Origin of the sequence: Streptomyces sp. Ru73, from assembly GCF_002920575.1 — a bacterium.
In the GTDB taxonomy this organism is placed as follows: Bacteria; Actinomycetota; Actinomycetes; order Streptomycetales; family Streptomycetaceae; genus Streptomyces.
This window is the reverse complement of record NZ_PQSQ01000007.1, coordinates 38,260-55,801: the sequence shown is the minus strand read 5'-3', so window position 1 is coordinate 55,801 and position 17,542 is coordinate 38,260. Positions and strand designations below refer to the sequence as shown.

Here is a 17,542-nt window from a genome sequence, read left to right as displayed (position 1 = left end):
GCGGCCATGAGCGAACCGACGAAGGACGTCCCGAAGAGAGAGCACCCACCGAGCGGCCGCGGCCGAGCAGGCGACCGCGGTTTCTTCGGCCAGCCCCGCGCCCTGGCCACGCTGTTCTTCCTGGAGATGTGGGAGCGCTTCTCGTACTACGGGATGTCCGCGATCCTGTTGTACTACCTCTACGACCGGACCTCCGACGGCGGCCTCGGGCTGGACAAGCCGACCTCGTCCGCGCTGGTCTCGGTCTACGGCGCGCTGGTGTTCATGTCCGGCATCCTGGGCGGCTGGCTGGCCGACCGGCTGCTGGGCATGCGCCGCGCGGTCCTGCTGGGCGGCGTCCTGATCATGTGCGGTCACCTGGCGCTGGCGGTGCCCGGCGGGCTGCCCGCACTGCTGGTGTCGATGCTGCTCATCGTGGCCGGCACCGGGCTCCTGAAGCCCAACGTGTCCAGTCTGGTGGGCGAGTTGTACTCGGCGGCCGACACCCGCCGCGACGCCGGGTTCTCCCTCTTCTACATGGGCATCAACCTCGGAGCCTTCATCGCTCCGTACCTGGTGGGCACCCTCGGCCAGCAGGTCGACTACCACCTCGGCTTCGGTCTCGCGGCCGTCGGCATGGCCGCGGGGCTGGTGGTGTACGTCCGGGGGCGGGCCCGGCTGGGCCGGGCCGGGGAGTCGCCGACGCATCCGCTCCTCCCCGGGGAACGGCGCCGCGCTGCGGTACGCGCCGCCACCGGTGCCGCGGTACTGGCGGTGGTGGTCGTGCTCCTCGGCGTCACCGGAAACCTGACCGTACGGGTGCTGATCAACGCCGTGTCGGTGCTCGCGGTGCTGCTGCCGGCGTCGTACGTGGTCATGATGGTGCGCAGCCCGCACACCGATGCCGTGGAGCGGTCCCGGCTGCTCGCCTACGTTCCGCTGTTCATCGGCGCGGTGTGTTATTGGGTGGTCAACGAGCAGACCGGCTCGGTGCTCGCGCAGTTCGCCGACACCCGGACCGACCTGGAGGTCTTCGGCCATGCCGTGCCGTCCTCGTGGTTCCAGTCGCTGAACCCGATCGCCACGCTCGTCCTGGCCCCGGCCTTCGCCTGGCTGTGGATCAGGTGGGGTGACCGGCAGCCCACCACACCGCGCAAGTTCGCCACCGGACTGCTGCTCGGCGGGGCCTCGTTCGTGCTGATGGCCGGGCCCGGCCTGCTGCACGGCGTGACGGCGAAGGCCAGTCCGTGGTGGCTCGTGGCGAGCTACTTCGTGGTGATCTGCGGGTCGATGTGTCTGTCGCCGGTGGGGCTCTCGGCCACCACCAAGCTCGCGCCGCGTGCCTTCCTCGCCCAGATGATGAGCTTGTGGTTCCTGGCCTCAGCGGCGGCGGGCGGCATCAACGCGCAGTTGGTGCAGCTGTACCGCCCGGAGACCGAGGTCGGCTACTTCGCCGGGGTCGGCGCCGCGGTGATGGCGACCGGCGTTGTCATGCACCTGCTCTCGCCCTGGGTGCAGCGGCACATGGGCGGTGTGCGGTGAGCGGAAGTCCGTCGAAGTCGAAACAGAAGGAGCGAGGCATGCGAGTGGTGGTCGTCGGCAGCGGTATCGTCGGTGCGGCAGCCGGTTACGAACTGACGCGGGCCGGGGTGGACGTGGTCCTGGTGGACTCGTGCGCCGAGGGCCGCGCGACATCGGCCGGCGCGGGCATCATCTGCCCGTGGTCGTCCCAGGTGGACGACCCGGACTGGTACCGGTTCGCGGTCGCCGGCGCGGAACACTACCCGGAGCTGCTGGCCGCGCTGGCCGCCGACGGGGAGACCGAGTTCGGCTACCGGCGGGTCGGCTCACTGCGGCTGGTCACCGAGGCCGAGGCCGACGACGCGCTGCGGCGCGTGGCAGCACGTGCAGCGGAGTCCCCGATGGCCGGCGAGGTGGAGCTGATCGGTGCGGAACGGGCCCGCGCGCTCTTCCCGCCCCTCGGCCACGACGGCCCGGCGGTCCACATCCCCGGTGCCGCGCGGCTGGACGGCCGCCTGGTCCGCGACGCGATGCTCCGCGCTGCGGCCCGGCGGGGCGCCCGGATCGTCAGTGGTGCGGCCGCGATCGTCGCCGAGGACACGGTCAGCGGTGTGCGGGTCGACGGGGAGTTCCTCGCGGCCGACGCCGTGATCGCGGCGGCCGGTGCCTGGTCGCCGCGGCTGCTCGAACCGCTCGGCGTCCGGGTACGCATCGCACCGCAGCGCGGCCAGATCATGCATCTGCGGCTGCCGGGCGTGGACACCGCCGACTGGCCCGTCGTACTGCCGCGTTCGCGCCACTACCTCCTGGCCTTCGACGACTCGCGCGTCGTGGTGGGCGCGACCCGTGAGGACGGTACCGGCTTCGACCACCGGGTGACCGCGGCCGGCATGGCGGAGGTACTGCGTGAAGCGCTGTCGGTGGCCCCGGGGCTGGCCGACGCCACGCATGTGGAGACCCGCATCGGCTTCCGCCCGGTGGGCCCCGACATCCGGCCCATGCTCGGCACGGTTCCCCAGGTGGCCGGGCTGATCGTGGTCAACGGGCTGGGCGCGTCAGGGCTGACGATGGGCCCCTACGCGGGCGCGGTCGCGGCACGGCTGGCCCGCCGAGCGGCTCCGGGCATCGACCTGTCGCCGTACGACCCACTGCGCTGAGCGGTCGGTCCGGACCCCAGTGTGGCCCGGACCGGGGCCCCTGAGGCCCTCTCACCTGAAGCGCCGTCACCTTGCGCGCGAGCGGGTGCGGACGGCGGCGGCGATGAGGAGGGCGAGGCCCGCGACGGCGGCACCGGCGGCCAGCAGGAGCGGTGTCTTCGTGTCCTGATCAGCGGTCGTCGCGGTGCTGACGGACGGACCGGCGGAAGGGTCACCGGAGTGGCTGGTGGAGCCGTCCGCCGTTCCGTTGCTCTCCGCCCCGTTGTCACCTCGGTGCGCCGAGCCCTTCGCACCGTGGGCGGAGTCCGCATCGTGCGCGGAGCCTGTGGGGCCGGACGCCGCCGGGCGGGCCTTGCCGTCCTCGGCATGTCCGCCGCCCTTCGCGGCGCCGGCGCCCGGGTCAGCGGTGCCGGCGGGAGCCTTCCCGCCGCTCCCGCCGGTGCTTCCACCGTTGTCCCCGGAGGGCTCTGAGCCGGACGGTGTGCCCGCGCGGGTGATGTCGAAGGAGGCCAGTACCGGGTTCTGCCCGGGGTCGAGTGTGCACGGTACGTCGGTACGGCCCGGGTTCACCTTGCCGTTCGCGTCCCTCGGCACGACGTGCAGCACGAGGTCGCCCACGCTGATCTCCGCCTTTCCCGGGTGGTGGAAGGTACGCGACGGCGCGGTGCCGGTGCCCTTGACGTCGAACGGGCCGGACTCCGGCACACGGGTCCTGGGCACAGTGAACGGCACGGTGAGACGAGCGCCGTCCTGACCCGCGGTCACCCGCACGTCCGCGTCCACCGTGCCTTCGACGGTCTTGACGCCGATCCAGTTCAGGCCGGTCGTTCCGGCGTCACTGACCTGGGACGTCGCATGGATGGCGAAGCGCCGGGTGGGCTTGCCGACCACGGCCGACCGGGAGACGTCCGCGTCGATGGTGACCGCGGCCCGCTGGCTGACGGCCTGTACCGAGCAGGTGTAGTTCAGCGTGCGGGACACCGGGGCCGCGGCGGCCGAGCCCGCTCCCGGCCCTGCCACCAGTCCCCCGGCGGCCGCCGCCACGCCCGCAACGGTCGCCACCCCCGCGGCTCTACGGGCCACGCGTCCGTGCGGAGCCGTACGGTTCGTCCCGCGCCGGTGGTGCATGCGCTTGTCCGTCATCATCCGACCTCCCCCGTTGCTCTTGTGGGCTTGTGAAACAGGATGCAGCCGGGGTGTCCGGGGTTTGTCACTGTTCTGGCCCAGCTTCATCACTGGAGCGGGCGGGGCGGGAGGCACGCGTCAACACGGTTGATTTGGCTGGGGCGTTGGGGCCTCCCCCCGCGTTCGGTGCCGCCGAGCAGTTCTGTGCCAGGTGGTCGCGGAGTTCGGCGTGGCGGAACTGGTAGACCGCACCGGCCCGGCGCAGGATGCCTCGCTCGCAGGCGTCGTCCAGGAAGGCGATCAGCGCCCAGGGCAGCCGGCCGGTCAGCGGCAGCCAGATGCGCGACAGTGCCACCCACTGACCCCACGCGGTGAAGCTCAGCCCGTATCCGAAGCCGCCGCCGAACGCCGCCTCGACGGCGAACACCAGACCGGCCAGGAGCCCCACCACGGGGCCGTCCATCAGTCCGGGCACGGGATCGTCCATGAGCCCGATGCCGATCGCGGACGGGACTCCGAACACGAGCCCGGACACCAGCATCTGGACGAACACGTTCCTGCGGTTCTCGTCGAGCAGGACGACGGGACTGACGGTGTGGGTGATCTTGCTCGGCACTTCCAGCCAGGCCATGATTCCCAGCACCAGCCCGATCCCGAGCCCGACCATGGGAACGAACAGGACCGCGCCCGCGAGTCCGCCGTCGAGCCCGTCCCCCAGCCCGATCGGCTCGACCACGCCCCGGTCCACGAGTACCAGCGCGAGCGCGGCCGGGGTGCCGAACGCGACTCCGACCTTGAAGCGCGGAAGGAAGCTCCCGCGCTGCTCCCGCGTCCTGCTGAAGATCTTCACGCGGACGCGCGAGGGCTCCGCCTCGCCACGGGAGACCACCGCGTACAGGATGCCGAAGCCGACACCGGCCACGAGCCCGTGCAGGAGCCCGACGACGAGCCCGCGTTGGACCGCGAATCCGAGTCCGTACGGCGTCGCGATCAGGTCGACGGGCAGATTGCCGATCGCGGTCGGCAGTCCGAAGGACAGTCCGGCGAGGAAGGCGACCATGAGGATGCGGGCGGCACGGCTCATGGTGGTACCCAGCTGCCACCAGGCCAGGTTGTGCGTGTTGCGTTGGACGAGGTGGGTGGCGAGGTAGCCGAGCCAGTGCTGGGCGCGCTCGGGGTCCCACTGGCGTCGGCGGGGGTCGTCGGGGACGCCGGTGGTGTCCTCGGGCAGGACGTCGTACGCGGCGGGCGTGAAGGCGGTCAGCAGGTGTTTCCGCAGGGCATCGGCGTCCGCGAAGCGGGCCGTGTCCAGCAGCTTCGACGGGTCGCGGCCGGCGGTGTCGCTGTAGATGGTGCGTGCCATGGCCACCATCAGCGGGGTGGTGAACACCTCGGCGAGGTGGTCGGCGCCGCGGCTCCGCGGGCGTGCGCGCAGCTCGGCCATCACGGGCCCCCACACCGTGCTGTCCAGGCCGCCGCCCTGCCCCGGCCTGCTGGCGCGGGACAGGTAGTCCCCCACGGCGCTCAGGCTGAGGTCGTCCAGCTCCACGACGGCGGCACCGGTGAGCACGTCGGAGCCGGTGTACTCACCGGTCCCGGCCGGACCGTCGGAGCCGTTCACGGCACGGGCGTACTCCTCGGGGCGGCTGGTGAGCAGGTACGGCAGCTTCGTCCGGTTGAGGGAGATGAGCGCCGTGCCCTGCAGGCCCACCGCGATCTCGTCGAACCCGTCGAGGACGGGGAGGAGCCAGTCGGCGTCGATCAGTGCGCGGGCCAGGTTGCGGCCGGGCGCTTCCGGGTCAGGGGCCGCGAGGCCGGGGTGGTCGCGTACCAGCTGTCCGCACATCCAGTCGCGGAGCGAGGTGGTCGTCGGGTCCCATGAACCGAGGCCGAAGATCACCGGTATGCGGCCGGGTACGCCCTTCTCCAGCCAGTCGAGGACGAAGCGGAGGGTCAGGATCGTCTTGCCGGAGCCGGCCGCGCCGAGCACCACCAGCCGGCCGGACGGGATGGAGCGGTACTTGGGCACGATCCCGCCGAGCCAGCCGGCCAGCGGGAGGGGGCCGGGGTCCGTGCCGGGCGGTGCGTTGCGGATGTTGGCCCACTGGTCGGACACCGGCCTGCTGGTGAGGCGGTAGCGCACGCCGAGCGGGAGCGGGTCGTGCACCCTGCGGCGCCGCTCCTCGTCGTCCCACTGGCGGTGCACCGCTTCGACGAACAGCGCGGCTGCCTTGTGGAGTTGCGGTTTCCCGGCGGCGCCCGGCAGCTCCGGCAGGCCGACGGGGCGCTGCGCGGGCGGTGCGGTACGCGGCAGTGCGTCGAGACCGCCGGGGGTGGGCGGCAGGCCGGTCAGCCCGGCCAGCTCGTCGACCGCCTCCGGCGGCAGGGATGTGTACCAGAGGTGCACGGGGCTGGCCGTGAGCGCGCCGAGTCCGTCGGAGGGCTGATCCTCGGTGATGATGCCGATCAGGCAGCCGCCGCTCCACACGGCGGCCCCCGACATGCCCTCCCACGGCGAGCGTTGCGGGTCGGGGTCGCGCGCCGGGGCCTGCAGCCTGGCGATCTCCAGGGTGCCCCGGCGCAGGGACGACAGCGGGTCGGCCAGACCGAGTGCGTGGTGGGTGTCCCGGTAGGAGGTGAGGACGTCGCTGCCGGGCGATGCGACGCCACGGCGCAGCCGGAACCGCGGGAAGCCGAGTGCTTCGCAGTCCACCGCACGCGTGACGCGGGCGAACCGCACCGGTGACACCTCGGTGGCGTACGGACCGCCGGCGCCGGGTCCGCCCGCGATCCTGAGGAGCGCCACGTCCGCCGCGGGGTTGGCCCAGACCGGCTCGCCGGCCGTCTCCCGTACGCCGCCGTCCGCGGTGACGAACCGCACCTGCACCGAGACCGCGTCACCCACCACATGGGCGGCCGTGAGCACCACGTCGGCGGTCACGCGGTACCCGGAGCCGCGCCGGCCCGCGCCCGTACGGCGTGTGGTGAGGATCTGGACCGCCCGGCCGGGGTCGAGCCCCGCCGGCTGCGCGGCCCAGGTCACGGCCTGGTTCACTGCTCGTCGGCCTCGGCCAGCGCGCCGACGTACGGTGAGTCGTCCGATCCCCTCAGGGTCGGCTGCAGCGTGAGTTTGATGTGCTGGGTCGAGACCGTGCCCCGCGTGGCCTCCGCGCCGGACTCCACCACCCAGAACCGCACTTTGGCCCCCGCGTGTCCCGTGCGCTCCAGCGCGACCGACATCTCCAGCTCGATCGGACCCAGTGCGAAGCGGAGCTGTTCGCCTTCCGCCGCGGTGACCGCCTGCTCCAGTTCCTGCCGTAGATTCCTGATCACATTGGCCAACTCGATCACGACCAGCCCCTTTGCCGTTCGCCCGTCACCGGTTACCCAGGACTGTAAGCGAACGGTGTGCCCTGAGTATCGAGTTGACACAGATGAGGAGGGAATGGCGTTGGAACGACGGCAGGTGCCGCTGCCCCGTGGGCGGCACGGCCTCAGCCGTGCGGAGGTGGTGGCGTCGCAGCGGATGCGCATGCTGACCGCCACGGCGGAGGCGATGAGGGACCTGGGCTACGCGCGGACGTCGGTCGCGGAGGTCATCCGGCGTGCCGGGGTGTCACGGGAGACGTTCTACCAGCAGTTCCGGTCCAAGGAGGACTGCTTCGTGCAGGCCCTGGACGCCGCCACCGAGCAGCTGGCGGGCCTGCTGGAAGAAGCCTGGCGGCCGGCCGGCTCCCCCGAGGAGGGCCGGCCGGCCGCCCCGGCGGACGTCTTCCGCCGGCTGGTGCACCTCTACCTCCGCACGCTCGCGGAGCACTCCGCCTTCGCGCGGCTGTTCCTCGTCGAGGTGTACGCGGCCGGACCCGCGGCGATGGACCGCCGTATGGAGTGGCAGCGGCGGTTCGCCGACGCCATCGCCGAGATCTTCCGGACGGCGGAGGAGGAGCAGCAGCCAGGCGTTGACGCGCCTTCAGGTTCCGGTGCGGACGAGCGGCGCTTCCACTGCGAGGCGCTGGTCGCGGCCGCCGCACAGCTGGTCACGGCGCGCCTGGTCGCGGACGACCTGGACGGCCTGTGCGCGCTGGAAGATCCCCTCGTCCGCCTCGCGGCCCGCCTCCTCGGCTGAGGGCCGGTGCCGCCGGCCGGTCACGCCGGTGCCACCGACCGGTCACGCCGAAGCCGCCTGCCGGTCCCGCTGACCCGTTGGGCCCGTTACGGCAGCCAGGGGAAGTGCGCCAGCTGACCGCGTACGGGAGCGGGCAGCAGCGGCGCGATCAGCGCGCGGTACCCGGCCGCCCGCTGCGACGCCGACGTCGCTTCCCCCTTTGACGGAGCGTCGCTTGACGGTGCGTCGGACACCTCGGCCGGGCCGCGGACCGGCTGTCCCGCGCCGCAGAGCGGAACCTTGGGCGCCTGGCGGTTGAGCTGGTCGCCACCGCCCGAGACGGCGTACGGGTTGATGTCGTAGCCGTGGTCACCGGTGAAGTAGCCGGCCACCCCGTTGGCGAAGCAGGCCGGGTTCTTGATGACGTTCTCGGAGTAGCAGATGCCGTCGTTGGTGTTGCAGATCTCCTTGACGGTCAGGTCGCCGAAGCCGCGCGGCCCCTTCATCGTCATGCCCGGCAGGATGGTCGGCAGGTTGGTCTCGATGCCGCCGGGGCCGCCGTCCGCGCCGGGCCGCCGGGGGTCGCCGTAGAGCACGCCGTTGATCCGGTCGTGCGGTACGGCGTCGCTCTCGGAGAGTGCGGCCAGCTCATCGCCCGCGACGATGGCGCCTTGCGAGTACCCGGCAATGGTGAGGTGGCTGTCGGCGCACGTGCCGTGGAACTCCTTGACCGCCGCGTCGAGCTTGGCGATGCCCTCGGCCACCGAGTCGTCCAGTGTCTTGGTGTCGCCGGGGTACGGGGCGATGGACGCCGAGTAGTGGATCTTCGTGAACGCCACGCCGGCGGGCAGCGTGGCGTTGCTGGCGTCATACACCGTGGCATCACCGTCGAGGTGGCCGCCGACCTCGAAGATCATGGTCTCCGGGCAGTCGGCCGGGGCCCCCGCCTGCTGCTGCGCCGGCCCCTGTGCCGGGGCCGCGACGGCCTGCGGCGCGCTCAGCCCCAGGGCGGGCAGCGCCACGCACAATGCCAGTAACGTCCGTGCCTTTCTCATCTGCACCTCGTCTCAATCGCCGTACGAGGAACGGCAGTTCCGCCCCCGTGCGACGTTCAAGCTAGCGGTGCGGGTGTTCTGCGAACAGAGGTGTTCGTGAAAACAGCGGTGTGGCTGTGGTGAAGCACTTGTGTGGCTGCCGTGACGACCGGGAGGGGTGGGCGAGGCACCAACGAGGCGCCGCCCACGCGTACGGGTCGTGGGCGGCGCCGATGCCGTGTGCCGTGTGCGGCGGCCGGGCGGTCAGGTCCGGGCGGCCTGGATCTTCCAGTCGGCCACGTTGCCGGTGCGGTTGTAGTAGGCGTTGACGCAGACGTCGTACTTGCCTTCGGCCGGGCCCGCGCCGTTGGTCTCCAGGAAGCCGCCGTGGTCCCCGTAGGTGTTCCACAGCAGGACGGTGTCGCCGAAGCGGACCTGCTGGTCGGCCGGCGAGGAGGTCTGGGCGAAGATACGCCACCGCCCGGTGCCCGTGGCGCGGTCCTTGGCCTGCGAGGTGGTCACGTCCCAGCGCGCACCGGCCTGCTGCTGTCCGTCGGTGGCGGCACTGTTGGTGTCGAGGTAGCCGCCGTCGCCGCCGTAGAGGTTGCGCAGGTAGATCAGGTCGCCGCTGCGCACCGGCTGGCCGCTGGCCTTGCCCGAGGCGGACAGGATCTCCCAGGTGCCGGTGCCCTTGGCGCGGTTGGGGGAATCCGCCGTGGAGACCCCGTACTTGGCTCCGGCGTAACCGGCGTTGCCATTGCTGTCGAGATAGCCGCCCTGGCCGTTCTGGTAACCGTTCTGCAGGTGGATGCGGTCGCCGTACTTCAGCTCGTTCGCCATCGGACCCTCTCGTTCATCAGACGCGGCCGCGCCGGCCCGGTGCCTCCGCGCGACACGCCTACGGGGAATCAGCGAGAGCACGCTACGGCCGCACGAGAGACCGCAAAAAGCAGCTATCAGGACAACAGTGTGATCTCTGGCGGATTACTCGGATCGGGGCATTTTGCACAGTGCAAACACGCGTGTCGCGGTACGGGGCCGGGGCGGCCGCGGTAGTCCTCGTACGTCCTCGACCACCCACCCCGCCGTGGAGGCAGCTGATGGCCCGGCGCCGCACTCGCTTCAAGGAGCGCAAGACCTGGCTCGGCATCGGCGCGGTGCTGGTCCTCGCCGCGTTCAACGCGCCGGCGGCCACCGGATTCGCTGAGCGGGTCTACCACGACTACGCGATCAACCGGGACGCGTACAAGGCGGAGAACGGGCACTGGGACGTCCTCGACGTCCCGCCGGAATTCCGCCAGAACACCATTCACGCGGCCCTGCTCCGCACCGGCAAGGTCCTGCTGGTGGCCGGCTCCGGGAACAACGTCAAGAACTTTGACGCCAAGCGCTTCACCAGTGTGCTGTGGGACCCGGTCAGGAACTCGTTCAAGAAGATCCACACCCCGAACGACCTCTTCTGCACCGGGCACATCCACCTGGCCGACGGCAAGCTGCTGTTCGCGGGCGGCACCAAGCGCTACGAAAAGCTCAAGGGTGATGTCACCAAGGCCGGCGGCCTGATGATCGTCCACAACGAGAATCCGAACGAGCCTGTCAGACTGCCTGCCGGCACCGTCTTCACCGGCAGGAGGAACCACAGGACGTTCGTCGCCAAGGACCCCATCCGCATCCGGCCGGCGAAGAAGGTATTCGACAAGGAGACCGGCCGGTTCCTGCGTACCGAGGCGAGCGTGGACCGCATTTACGTCGAGGCCCGCAAGAAGGGCAGACAGTACGAGGCCGGCGCCCAGGACAACTACCGGGTACGGGGGCTGACCCGTGCCAGGGCACACAACGTCTACGGCATCGCCACCAAGCTCGGCCTGGACAAGAAGGACTTCCAGGGAATCCACGATGCCTACGAATTCGATCCCCTGGCCGAGAAGTTCACCAAGGTGCAGTCGATGCACGAGGCGCGCTGGTACCCGACCCTGGTGCGCCTCTCGGACGGCCGCGTTCTGGCACTGTCCGGTCTCGACGACATCGGCCAGGTGGTGCCCGGCAAGAGCGAGATCTACGACCCGAAGAGCCGGACATGGGCGTACAGCGGAAAGGTGCGGCAATTCCCCACCTACCCGGCGGTCTTCCCGCTGTCCGACGGCACACTCTTCTACTCCGGCTCGAATGCGGGATACGGTCCTGCCGATGTCGGCCGCACGCCGGGCATCTGGCATTTCCGCACCAACACCTTCACCAAGCTGCCCGGCCTGGACGACGCCGGCCTGATGGAGACCTCGGGCACGGTACTGCTGCCGCCGGCGCAGCGGCAGAAGTTCATGGTGGTCGGCGGCGGGGGCATCGGCGAGTCCGCCAAGTCCTCGAAGAAGACCCGGCTCATCGACCTCACGCAGCCGCACCCGTCCTTCCACGACGGCCCGTCACTCGACGAGGGCACCCGCTACCCGATCCTGTCCGTCCTGCCGGACGACACCGTGCTGGTCACCGGGGGCTCGAAGGACTACCGGGGCCCGGTGGCCGAGAACATCCTCCAGGCCCGCCTCTACGATGCGCGCTCCGGCACGATGCGCCGCGTCGCCGACCCGCAGGTGGGCCGCAACTACCACTCCGGAGCGATCCTGCTGCCCGACGGCCGGGTCCTCACCTTCGGCGGTGACTCCCTCTTCGCCGACAAGGCCAAGACGCAGACGGGCACCTTCGAGCAGCGCTTGGAGGTCTACACGCCGCCCTACCTGTACCGGGGCGCGCGGCCCGCGCTCTCCCACGGACCCACCACCGTCGGACGCGGCGCCACCGCGGTCTTCCGCACCAAGGACGCCGCCGCGGTCAAAACGGCCCGGCTGCTCCATCCCAGCTCCACCACGCACGTGACGGACGTCGAACAGCGCTCCGTCGCGCTGGACTTCACGAGGACGAAGAGCGGCGACGGCATCGAGGTCACCCTCCCGAAGAACCGCAACCTGGTCCCGTCCGGCTGGTACATGCTCTTCGTGACGAACCGTCAGGGCACGCCGTCCACGGCTCGGTGGGTGAAGGTGCCGTGACGCCTCCGACGACCGGCCCTCCGCCGCGTTCCGGTATCACCGCGGGGGGCAGCGCGTACGGACGCCCCACGGCGCCCACCCCCGCGTACGCACCACCGTCAGGGCGCGTCGGTCCAGCCGAGCGGGTACATCTCGTGGACCGCGGTGAGGGCGGCCGGTTCCGTGTCCGCAGCGGGCGCCGCCGGCTCGCCGGCCGCTTCGGTGAACGCGGTGAGCGCGGTCACCATCGCGGCGCGCTGCGCGGGCTCCATGCGCTCGACGATCTCGGCGATCGCCGCCCGGCGCCGGGCCGTGACCGCTGCCACGATGCGGCGTCCCTCGTCGGTCAGCCGCAGCAGCGTCTCGCGGCGGTTGCCGGGGTTGAGCTGCCGGTCGGCGAGGCCCGCCGCGATCAGCCGGTCGACCATGCGCATCGCCGTGGACGGATTGACGCGCAGCAGGTCGGCGAGGGCCACGAGCTTGGCCGTTCCGTGCACGGACAGGACGACGAGCAGCCGGAACTGCGGCAGGGTCACCCGGTCCTCGACCGCCGCCAGCGAGCGCGCCGAGACGCCGACCAGCACCCTCGACGCGGTCAGTGCCGCCCGCGTCACCGCGTCCACGTCGTCCCGGGCAGCCTTCCCCGCACCCTCGTCCATGCAGCCTTTTTACCTCACATGACCTTCCCTTTGACGACGTTTGCGCAAGGCGATACCGCGGACGGGAACCAGCGCTTCACCGGCCCGGGCCGGCCCGGGCTGCCGGATGACGGGATGGACCCGCGTGGTACCGGCGGTCACTCCGCCGGCGGGCGGGCCGCCGCCAGGTCCCGGGCGTAGGTGACGGACCGGCGTTCCACCGCGAAGCCCGTGTCCTCGTAGAAGCCCAGCGCACCGGAGGGGTTGGCGGTGTCCACGGTCAGCGACACGGTGTCGTACCCGGCGTCGCGCGCCGCTCCCAGTACGTCCCGCAGCAGTGCGGGCGCCGCGCCCCGGCCGCGGAAGGCGCGCCGGGTCCCCAGGTACGCGACGTGGCAGTCCCGGCTGCCCGTCGCGGCCGTCTCCGCCGCGCTCTCCTCGACCAGGAGGTAGGCGGCCACCTCGTCGCCCGCGACCAGCAGCCGGGACATCGCGGGTTGGAACGTCCCGGCCCCGATGACCCAGGTCCGCCAGTCGGTCTCGTCGAGCACGGTGAAGTTCCAGTGGTCGCGGAACGCGTCGTTGTGCGCGAGCCGGGTGGCCTCGGCGTACGACGCGTCGAAGGGCACGATACGGGTGCCCTCGGGCGCGGGGCGGGGCTCCGGGCGGCTGCCGGCCAGTGACTGCTTCATGTCGAACCACCAGCGGCACGGCGTGAACCCGCGCCGCTCGGCCAGTTCCGCCAGGTCCCGCTGGTCCGCCATGCCGTTGAGCAGCAGCTCACCCGGCAGCTTCGACAGTTCCCCGTCCAGCGCGTGCCGGACCTGCGCGCGGTCCTCCAGCCAGGTGACGAGCCGGGTCCCGATGCCGCGCCGCCGCCAGTCGGGGTGCACTGCCGCGTCCGCGGAGAAGCGGGCCGCGTCCACCGCTCCGTGCGGCGTGTGCAGCACGGCGTACGCGACGAGGTGCGGGCCGTCCCACAGCCCCAGGCTGTCCCGCTCCGGGTCCAGCTTGGGGTCGGCCAGCACCTCCGTGAGGTCTCCGGCGTCCAGGTGCTCGCCGGTGTCGTCGACGTGCTCGACGGCCTGGTGGAGCTGCAGCCAGGCCGGTACGGACTCGTTGCTCAGCGGCCGGGCCTCCAGGCGCTCCGTGGGAAGCCGTTCTCCCATGTCAGCCGTTCCTCTCACCTGGTCGCACCTGCCGATGACCTCACTCTCGCAAGGTCCGCCGTCCGGCGCGACCGGTAGTCACCCGCCCCGGCCGCCGACCAGCCCGTTCGTCCCCTCTTCCGGGTGGCGCGCCTTGATCGCGGACGGCGGGATTGACGGGGCGTTTCGGGGTACTCGGCGTCGCGAACCGAGCGTGTACGGAACAGTGGGGAGGCGTCTGTGGGCGTCCAGGCCGACGCGGCAGACGTGCCGGAAAGGAGCCACCGATGAGTACCGAGAACCCGCAGGCCGACAGCGCGACGCCGGAGGAACTGCGCGAGCAGGCCGAGCGCACCCGCGAGGAGCTGGGCGACAGCGTGGCGGCACTGACGAAGAGGACCGACGTCAGGGCCCAGGTCATGCAGAAGTCGGCCGCCGTGAAGGAGCAGGTGGGCGAGAAGGCCGCCCGGGCGGCGGAGGCGGTGAAGGACAAGGCCCCCGAGCCGGTCGGTGACGCGACGGTCGAGGTCGTACGCGCGGTCCGGACCCGGCGCACCCCGCTGCTGGCCGCAGGCGCCGCCGTACTGGTGACGCTGGTGGTCATCGGTCGCCGCCGGCGTCGCCGCTGACGTTCGACCGCGCTGCCCACGTCGGCGGGGCCTGCGGCAGTACGGCAGGCCCCGCCGGTCTCGTTCCCTCGCTCACGGAGAAGCAGTGTCCGCTCACCAGACCCTCTGCGCGATCACCGGCGCCACCGTCACCGCCGCCGTCCTGCTCGCCCGCTGGCGCGTCACCGAACACCGCCCGCCGCGTGCCTGGCCCGGCGGACACGACAGCCTGAGCCTGAGCGAACTGACCGCACCGCACGTCACACGGTCCGGCCCGGCCGCCCCGCCCCTGCAGGAGGAACCGGGCGCCGAGGTCCGGCAGGGCCGGCAGCACTGACGGCCCTGCCCGGCCGGCGGCACCACGACTCGGGCCGGGCCGGGGCCGGGCTCACAGGCGGTGGTACTCCTGTTCCGGGCGGCCGGCGGCGCCGTAGCGCAGCCGCATGCGCAGACGGCCGCGCGTGACGAGGTCGGCGAGGTAGCGCTGTGCCGTGGCGCGCGAGACACCGATCCGCTCGGCGACCTCACCGGCGGAGAGCGGGGCGTCCGAGCCGTCCACGGCGGCCAGGACCAGTTCCCGCGTCACGGTCTGCGCGGCGGCCTGCCGGCTGCGGCTCGCGCGCGGGCTCCGGAGCGCGTCGAAGGCGTTGTCGATCACGGTCTGGTCGAGGATGTCCGCCTCCGTGAGCTGCCGGAACCGCGCGTACCCGCGCAGCTTCTCGGACAGCAGCCGCGGCGGGAACGGCTTGATCAGGTACGCGAGCGCACCCGCCGACAGCGCCCTGCGTACGGTCGCGCCCTCGGCAGCGGCGCTGAGGACGAAGACGTCGCAGGGCAGCTCGGCGATGAGCCCGATGCCGGAGCGGTCGGGGAGGTAGAGGTCGACCAGCGCGAGGTCGACGGGGTGCGCGGCCACGTGGTCCAGCGCGGCCCGCGCGGAGTGTGCCGTCCCCACGACGGTGAAGCCGGGGGTGCCGGCCACCTGCGAGGCGTGCAGGTCGGCGACGCGGAAGTCGTCGTCGACGACCAGCACGGAGAGGGAGCCGTCGGGTTCGTGCTGCCGCTGAGGGTCGTGGCCTCCTGATGGCCTGTCAGCCTCTGTGTCCTGTCGGGACCCTGAGGGCGACTCAAGTCCTGCACCGTCTTCGCGTCGTTCGTGATGGTCGGGCATTCCTGGTCTTTCACGGTGTGGTGTCGGGGTTGCGTACGACGTTGGGCAGTCGGGCCACGAAGACGGCGCCGCCGGTGACCCGGTCGGACTCGCCGAACGGTTCCGCGGAATCGGCGCCGGTCCCGGGCCCGGTGGGGTCGGCGGGCGGTCCTCCGGGGTCGGTGAGGCGGATGTCCCCGCCGCGGCCCCGGGCGATGCGCCGGATGAGGGAGAGGCCCACGCCCCGTCCGCCCGGCGCCGACGCATGGTCCTTCGTGGAAACCCCCTCCTCGAACAGGGTGTCGGCCAGCCCGGCCGGTACGCCGTCGCCGCTGTCCGCCACCGTGAGGTGCAGGTCCGACTCCACCGCCATCAGCTCCACCTCGACACGCGGCGGACGGCGGGTCCCGTCACGGGCGGCGTCCAGGGCATTGTCGATCAGGTTGCCGAGCACCGTGGTGACATCGACGCGTGCCGTCACCGGCGCGTCGACCCAGGTGGCGCCGCCGAGCAGCAGGGTCACCCCGAGTTCGCGCGCCTGCGCCGCCTTCGCCGACAGGATGGCGCTCAGGTACGGGTCCTTGACCGTCTCCAGGCCGGGCAGCGCGGCGCCGGACGCTGCCGACGGATCGCCGCCACCGGTACCGGGCAGGGTGCCGGCCGTACCGAGCAGGGTGTCGATGTAGTCCGCCGCCTGCTCGGTGTGTCCCTGGTGCAGCAGCCCGGAGAGGACGTGCAGACGGTTGGCGAACTCGTGCCGCTGGGCGCGCAGCGCGGAGCTCATCGTCTGTACGGCGTCGAGCTGGCGCGTGAGGGACTCCACGTCGGTGCGGTCCTTGACGGTCAGCAGTGTGCCGAGGTCGAGGCCGTCCCGCTCGACCCGGCGGGCCGACACCACCAGCACCCGCTTCCCCACCCCGGCCATGACGGGCCGTCCCTCGGCCGCGCCGACCACTTCCCGGACGCGCGGGGTCAGGCCCAGCGCGTCGAGTGGGGTGCCCGGCTCGGCCGGCGTGCCCAGCAGGCGGCGCACCTCGTCGTTGGCGACGGTCACCCGACCGTGGCCGTCGACGGCGAGCACGCCCTCGCCGATGCCGTGCACCACCGCCTCCTGCTCCTGGACCAGGCCCGCGAGCTCTTCGGGTTCCAGGCCGAGGGTGAGCCGCTTCCAGCGCCGGGCCAGGAGTACCGAGGCACCGATGCCCAGCAGCAGCGCGGCCACCAGCCAGCCGACCCCGCCCCACAGCACCCGTGCGGCCTGGGCGCGGACGGCCGCCGCCGAGACGCCGACGTTCGCCTCGCCGACGACGCGGTCCGAGCCGGGCGCGCGTACCGGCACCTTGGCGACCACCTCCTCGCCCAAGTGCGCACGGTGCAGGGCGAGTTCTTCGTGCCCGGAGAGCGCCCGGCTGGGGTCGGTGCTGACCTTCTTGCCCAGCTGGGAGACGTCGGGGTGGGCCAGCCGGATGCCCCGGTCGTCGGTGACCACGACGAACAGCGAGCCGGTTTCCTTCCTGACGGTCTCGGCCCGCCGTCGTACCGCGGTGGCGGCGAGCGCCGTGCTGCTTTCGTGCGCGGCACCGTGTCCCGGGCGGTCGTTGGCCGCGGAGTAGCGGGCGGCCGCGGCGCGCACGGCAGGCTCCGAGGCGACGGTACGGGAGATGGCGAGGGCGCGCTGCTGGTACTCGTGGACGAGCCGCTGGTCGGTGTCGTACGCGAAGGCGCCGAAGGCCGAGACGAGCACGGCCACGACGATCACGCACTGCAGGAGCAGCGTCCGGGTCCGCAGCCGTACGCGCGGTCTCCTGCGACCGGGACCCGGCACGGCTGACCTGGGCCGGAGGCGGGTGCGGCGGGACGGGTAGGGCTTCACAGGGCCCACGGTAGACGCGAGCGGAACGCGCACGTCCGAGGGGCGCGGGCTCCCACCGGTTGGCGCGGCGGGCTGTCGCTGGGGGGACGGTGGGCGGCATCACGGATTCCTGCCAGTGACGCGGCGGGCGACACCACGGGCTGCCGTCGGTGGCACGGCGGACGGCACCACGGGCTGCCGT

General features: G+C 72.2%; 15 protein-coding genes. 6 read left to right on the top strand and 9 right to left on the bottom strand.

Features of this window, described 5'->3' with window-relative positions; translation table 11 throughout:
* Positions 1–6: 6 nt before the first annotated feature.
* Positions 7–1,521, top strand: coding sequence for a peptide MFS transporter (locus tag C3486_RS05090; RefSeq protein ID WP_103831350.1), 1,515 nt, complete (start codon positions 7–9; stop codon positions 1,519–1,521).
* Between the two features lie 38 nt (positions 1,522–1,559).
* Complete coding sequence (locus C3486_RS05085) at positions 1,560–2,657, top strand: FAD-binding oxidoreductase (protein ID WP_103831349.1); 1,098 nt, start codon at positions 1,560–1,562, stop codon at positions 2,655–2,657.
* A gap of 66 nt (positions 2,658–2,723) precedes the next feature.
* Here C3486_RS05085 and C3486_RS05080 read toward each other — a convergent pair whose 3' ends face one another.
* The 3 genes from C3486_RS05080 to C3486_RS05070 all read right to left on the bottom strand — a co-directional run bounded on the left by C3486_RS05080 (position 2,724) and on the right by C3486_RS05070 (position 7,133).
* On the bottom strand, positions 2,724–3,719 hold the full coding sequence (locus C3486_RS05080; protein WP_146074960.1) for a DUF6801 domain-containing protein: 996 nt from the start codon (positions 3,717–3,719) through the stop codon (positions 2,724–2,726).
* 148 nt (positions 3,720–3,867) lie between these two features.
* A complete protein-coding gene (locus C3486_RS05075) occupies positions 3,868–6,837 on the bottom strand; it encodes a trypsin-like peptidase domain-containing protein (protein ID WP_103831347.1) in 2,970 nt (989 codons plus the stop codon).
* On the bottom strand, positions 6,834–7,133 hold the full coding sequence (locus C3486_RS05070) for a trypco2 family protein (RefSeq protein ID WP_103831346.1): 300 nt from the start codon (positions 7,131–7,133) through the stop codon (positions 6,834–6,836). The genes C3486_RS05075 and C3486_RS05070 overlap by 4 nt, the downstream gene beginning before the upstream one ends.
* 94 nt (positions 7,134–7,227) lie before the next feature.
* Here C3486_RS05070 and C3486_RS05065 point away from each other — a divergent pair, with 94 nt between their 5' ends.
* Entirely contained in the window at positions 7,228–7,908 is a 681-nt protein-coding gene (locus tag C3486_RS05065) for a TetR/AcrR family transcriptional regulator (RefSeq protein WP_103831345.1), read from the top strand.
* A gap of 86 nt (positions 7,909–7,994) precedes the next feature.
* Here C3486_RS05065 and C3486_RS05060 read toward each other — a convergent pair whose 3' ends face one another.
* Positions 7,995–8,909: a cutinase family protein gene (locus tag C3486_RS05060; protein WP_181138448.1), complete on the bottom strand. Its 915-nt coding sequence runs from the start codon at positions 8,907–8,909 to the stop codon at positions 7,995–7,997.
* A 276-nt stretch (positions 8,910–9,185) separates the two neighbouring features.
* Positions 9,186–9,761, bottom strand: coding sequence for a hypothetical protein (locus C3486_RS05055; RefSeq protein WP_103831343.1), 576 nt, complete (start codon positions 9,759–9,761; stop codon positions 9,186–9,188).
* Between the two features lie 260 nt (positions 9,762–10,021).
* Here C3486_RS05055 and C3486_RS05050 point away from each other — a divergent pair, with 260 nt between their 5' ends.
* A complete protein-coding gene (locus C3486_RS05050; protein ID WP_103831342.1) occupies positions 10,022–11,965 on the top strand; it encodes a galactose oxidase early set domain-containing protein in 1,944 nt (647 codons plus the stop codon).
* 98 nt (positions 11,966–12,063) lie between these two features.
* Here C3486_RS05050 and C3486_RS05045 read toward each other — a convergent pair whose 3' ends face one another.
* Both C3486_RS05045 and C3486_RS05040 read right to left on the bottom strand, forming a co-directional pair.
* Positions 12,064–12,603: a MarR family winged helix-turn-helix transcriptional regulator gene (locus C3486_RS05045; RefSeq protein WP_103831341.1), complete on the bottom strand. Its 540-nt coding sequence runs from the start codon at positions 12,601–12,603 to the stop codon at positions 12,064–12,066.
* A gap of 137 nt (positions 12,604–12,740) precedes the next feature.
* Positions 12,741–13,751 carry a GNAT family N-acetyltransferase gene (locus C3486_RS05040; RefSeq protein ID WP_103831340.1) on the bottom strand — a complete coding sequence of 337 codons (1,011 nt, stop codon included), beginning with the start codon at positions 13,749–13,751 and terminating at the stop codon, positions 12,741–12,743.
* A 266-nt stretch (positions 13,752–14,017) separates the two neighbouring features.
* Between C3486_RS05040 and C3486_RS05035 the strand changes: the two genes are divergently transcribed.
* Together C3486_RS05035 and C3486_RS05030 are read left to right on the top strand one after the other, a co-directional pair.
* Entirely contained in the window at positions 14,018–14,359 is a 342-nt protein-coding gene (locus C3486_RS05035) for a DUF3618 domain-containing protein (RefSeq protein WP_103831339.1), read from the top strand.
* An 85-nt stretch (positions 14,360–14,444) separates the two neighbouring features.
* Entirely contained in the window at positions 14,445–14,675 is a 231-nt protein-coding gene (locus C3486_RS05030) for a hypothetical protein (RefSeq protein WP_103831338.1), read from the top strand.
* 51 nt (positions 14,676–14,726) lie between these two features.
* Here the strand turns inward: C3486_RS05030 and C3486_RS05025 are convergent, their stop codons facing one another.
* Positions 14,727–15,371, bottom strand: coding sequence for a response regulator (locus C3486_RS05025; RefSeq protein WP_258052606.1), 645 nt, complete (start codon positions 15,369–15,371; stop codon positions 14,727–14,729).
* A 148-nt stretch (positions 15,372–15,519) separates the two neighbouring features.
* Positions 15,520–17,247, bottom strand: coding sequence for a sensor histidine kinase (locus tag C3486_RS05020; protein ID WP_258052605.1), 1,728 nt, complete (start codon positions 17,245–17,247; stop codon positions 15,520–15,522).
* Between the last annotated feature and the right edge of the window lie 295 nt (positions 17,248–17,542).

Bases quoted from the DNA above. Each gene is read 5' to 3' on its own strand.
- C3486_RS05085 (WP_103831349.1), top strand. From the start codon at position 1,560: ATGCGAGTGGTGGTCGTCGGCAGCGGTATCGTCGGTGCGGCAGCCGGT.
- C3486_RS05035 (WP_103831339.1), top strand. From the start codon at position 14,018: ATGAGTACCGAGAACCCGCAGGCCGACAGCGCGACGCCGGAGGAACTG.
- C3486_RS05050 (WP_103831342.1), top strand. From the start codon at position 10,022: ATGGCCCGGCGCCGCACTCGCTTCAAGGAGCGCAAGACCTGGCTCGGC.
- C3486_RS05040 (WP_103831340.1), bottom strand. From the start codon at position 13,751: ATGGGAGAACGGCTTCCCACGGAGCGCCTGGAGGCCCGGCCGCTGAGC.
- C3486_RS05055 (WP_103831343.1), bottom strand. From the start codon at position 9,761: ATGGCGAACGAGCTGAAGTACGGCGACCGCATCCACCTGCAGAACGGT.
- C3486_RS05090 (WP_103831350.1), top strand. From the start codon at position 7: ATGAGCGAACCGACGAAGGACGTCCCGAAGAGAGAGCACCCACCGAGC.
- C3486_RS05065 (WP_103831345.1), top strand. From the start codon at position 7,228: ATGGCGTTGGAACGACGGCAGGTGCCGCTGCCCCGTGGGCGGCACGGC.
- C3486_RS05045 (WP_103831341.1), bottom strand. From the start codon at position 12,603: ATGGACGAGGGTGCGGGGAAGGCTGCCCGGGACGACGTGGACGCGGTG.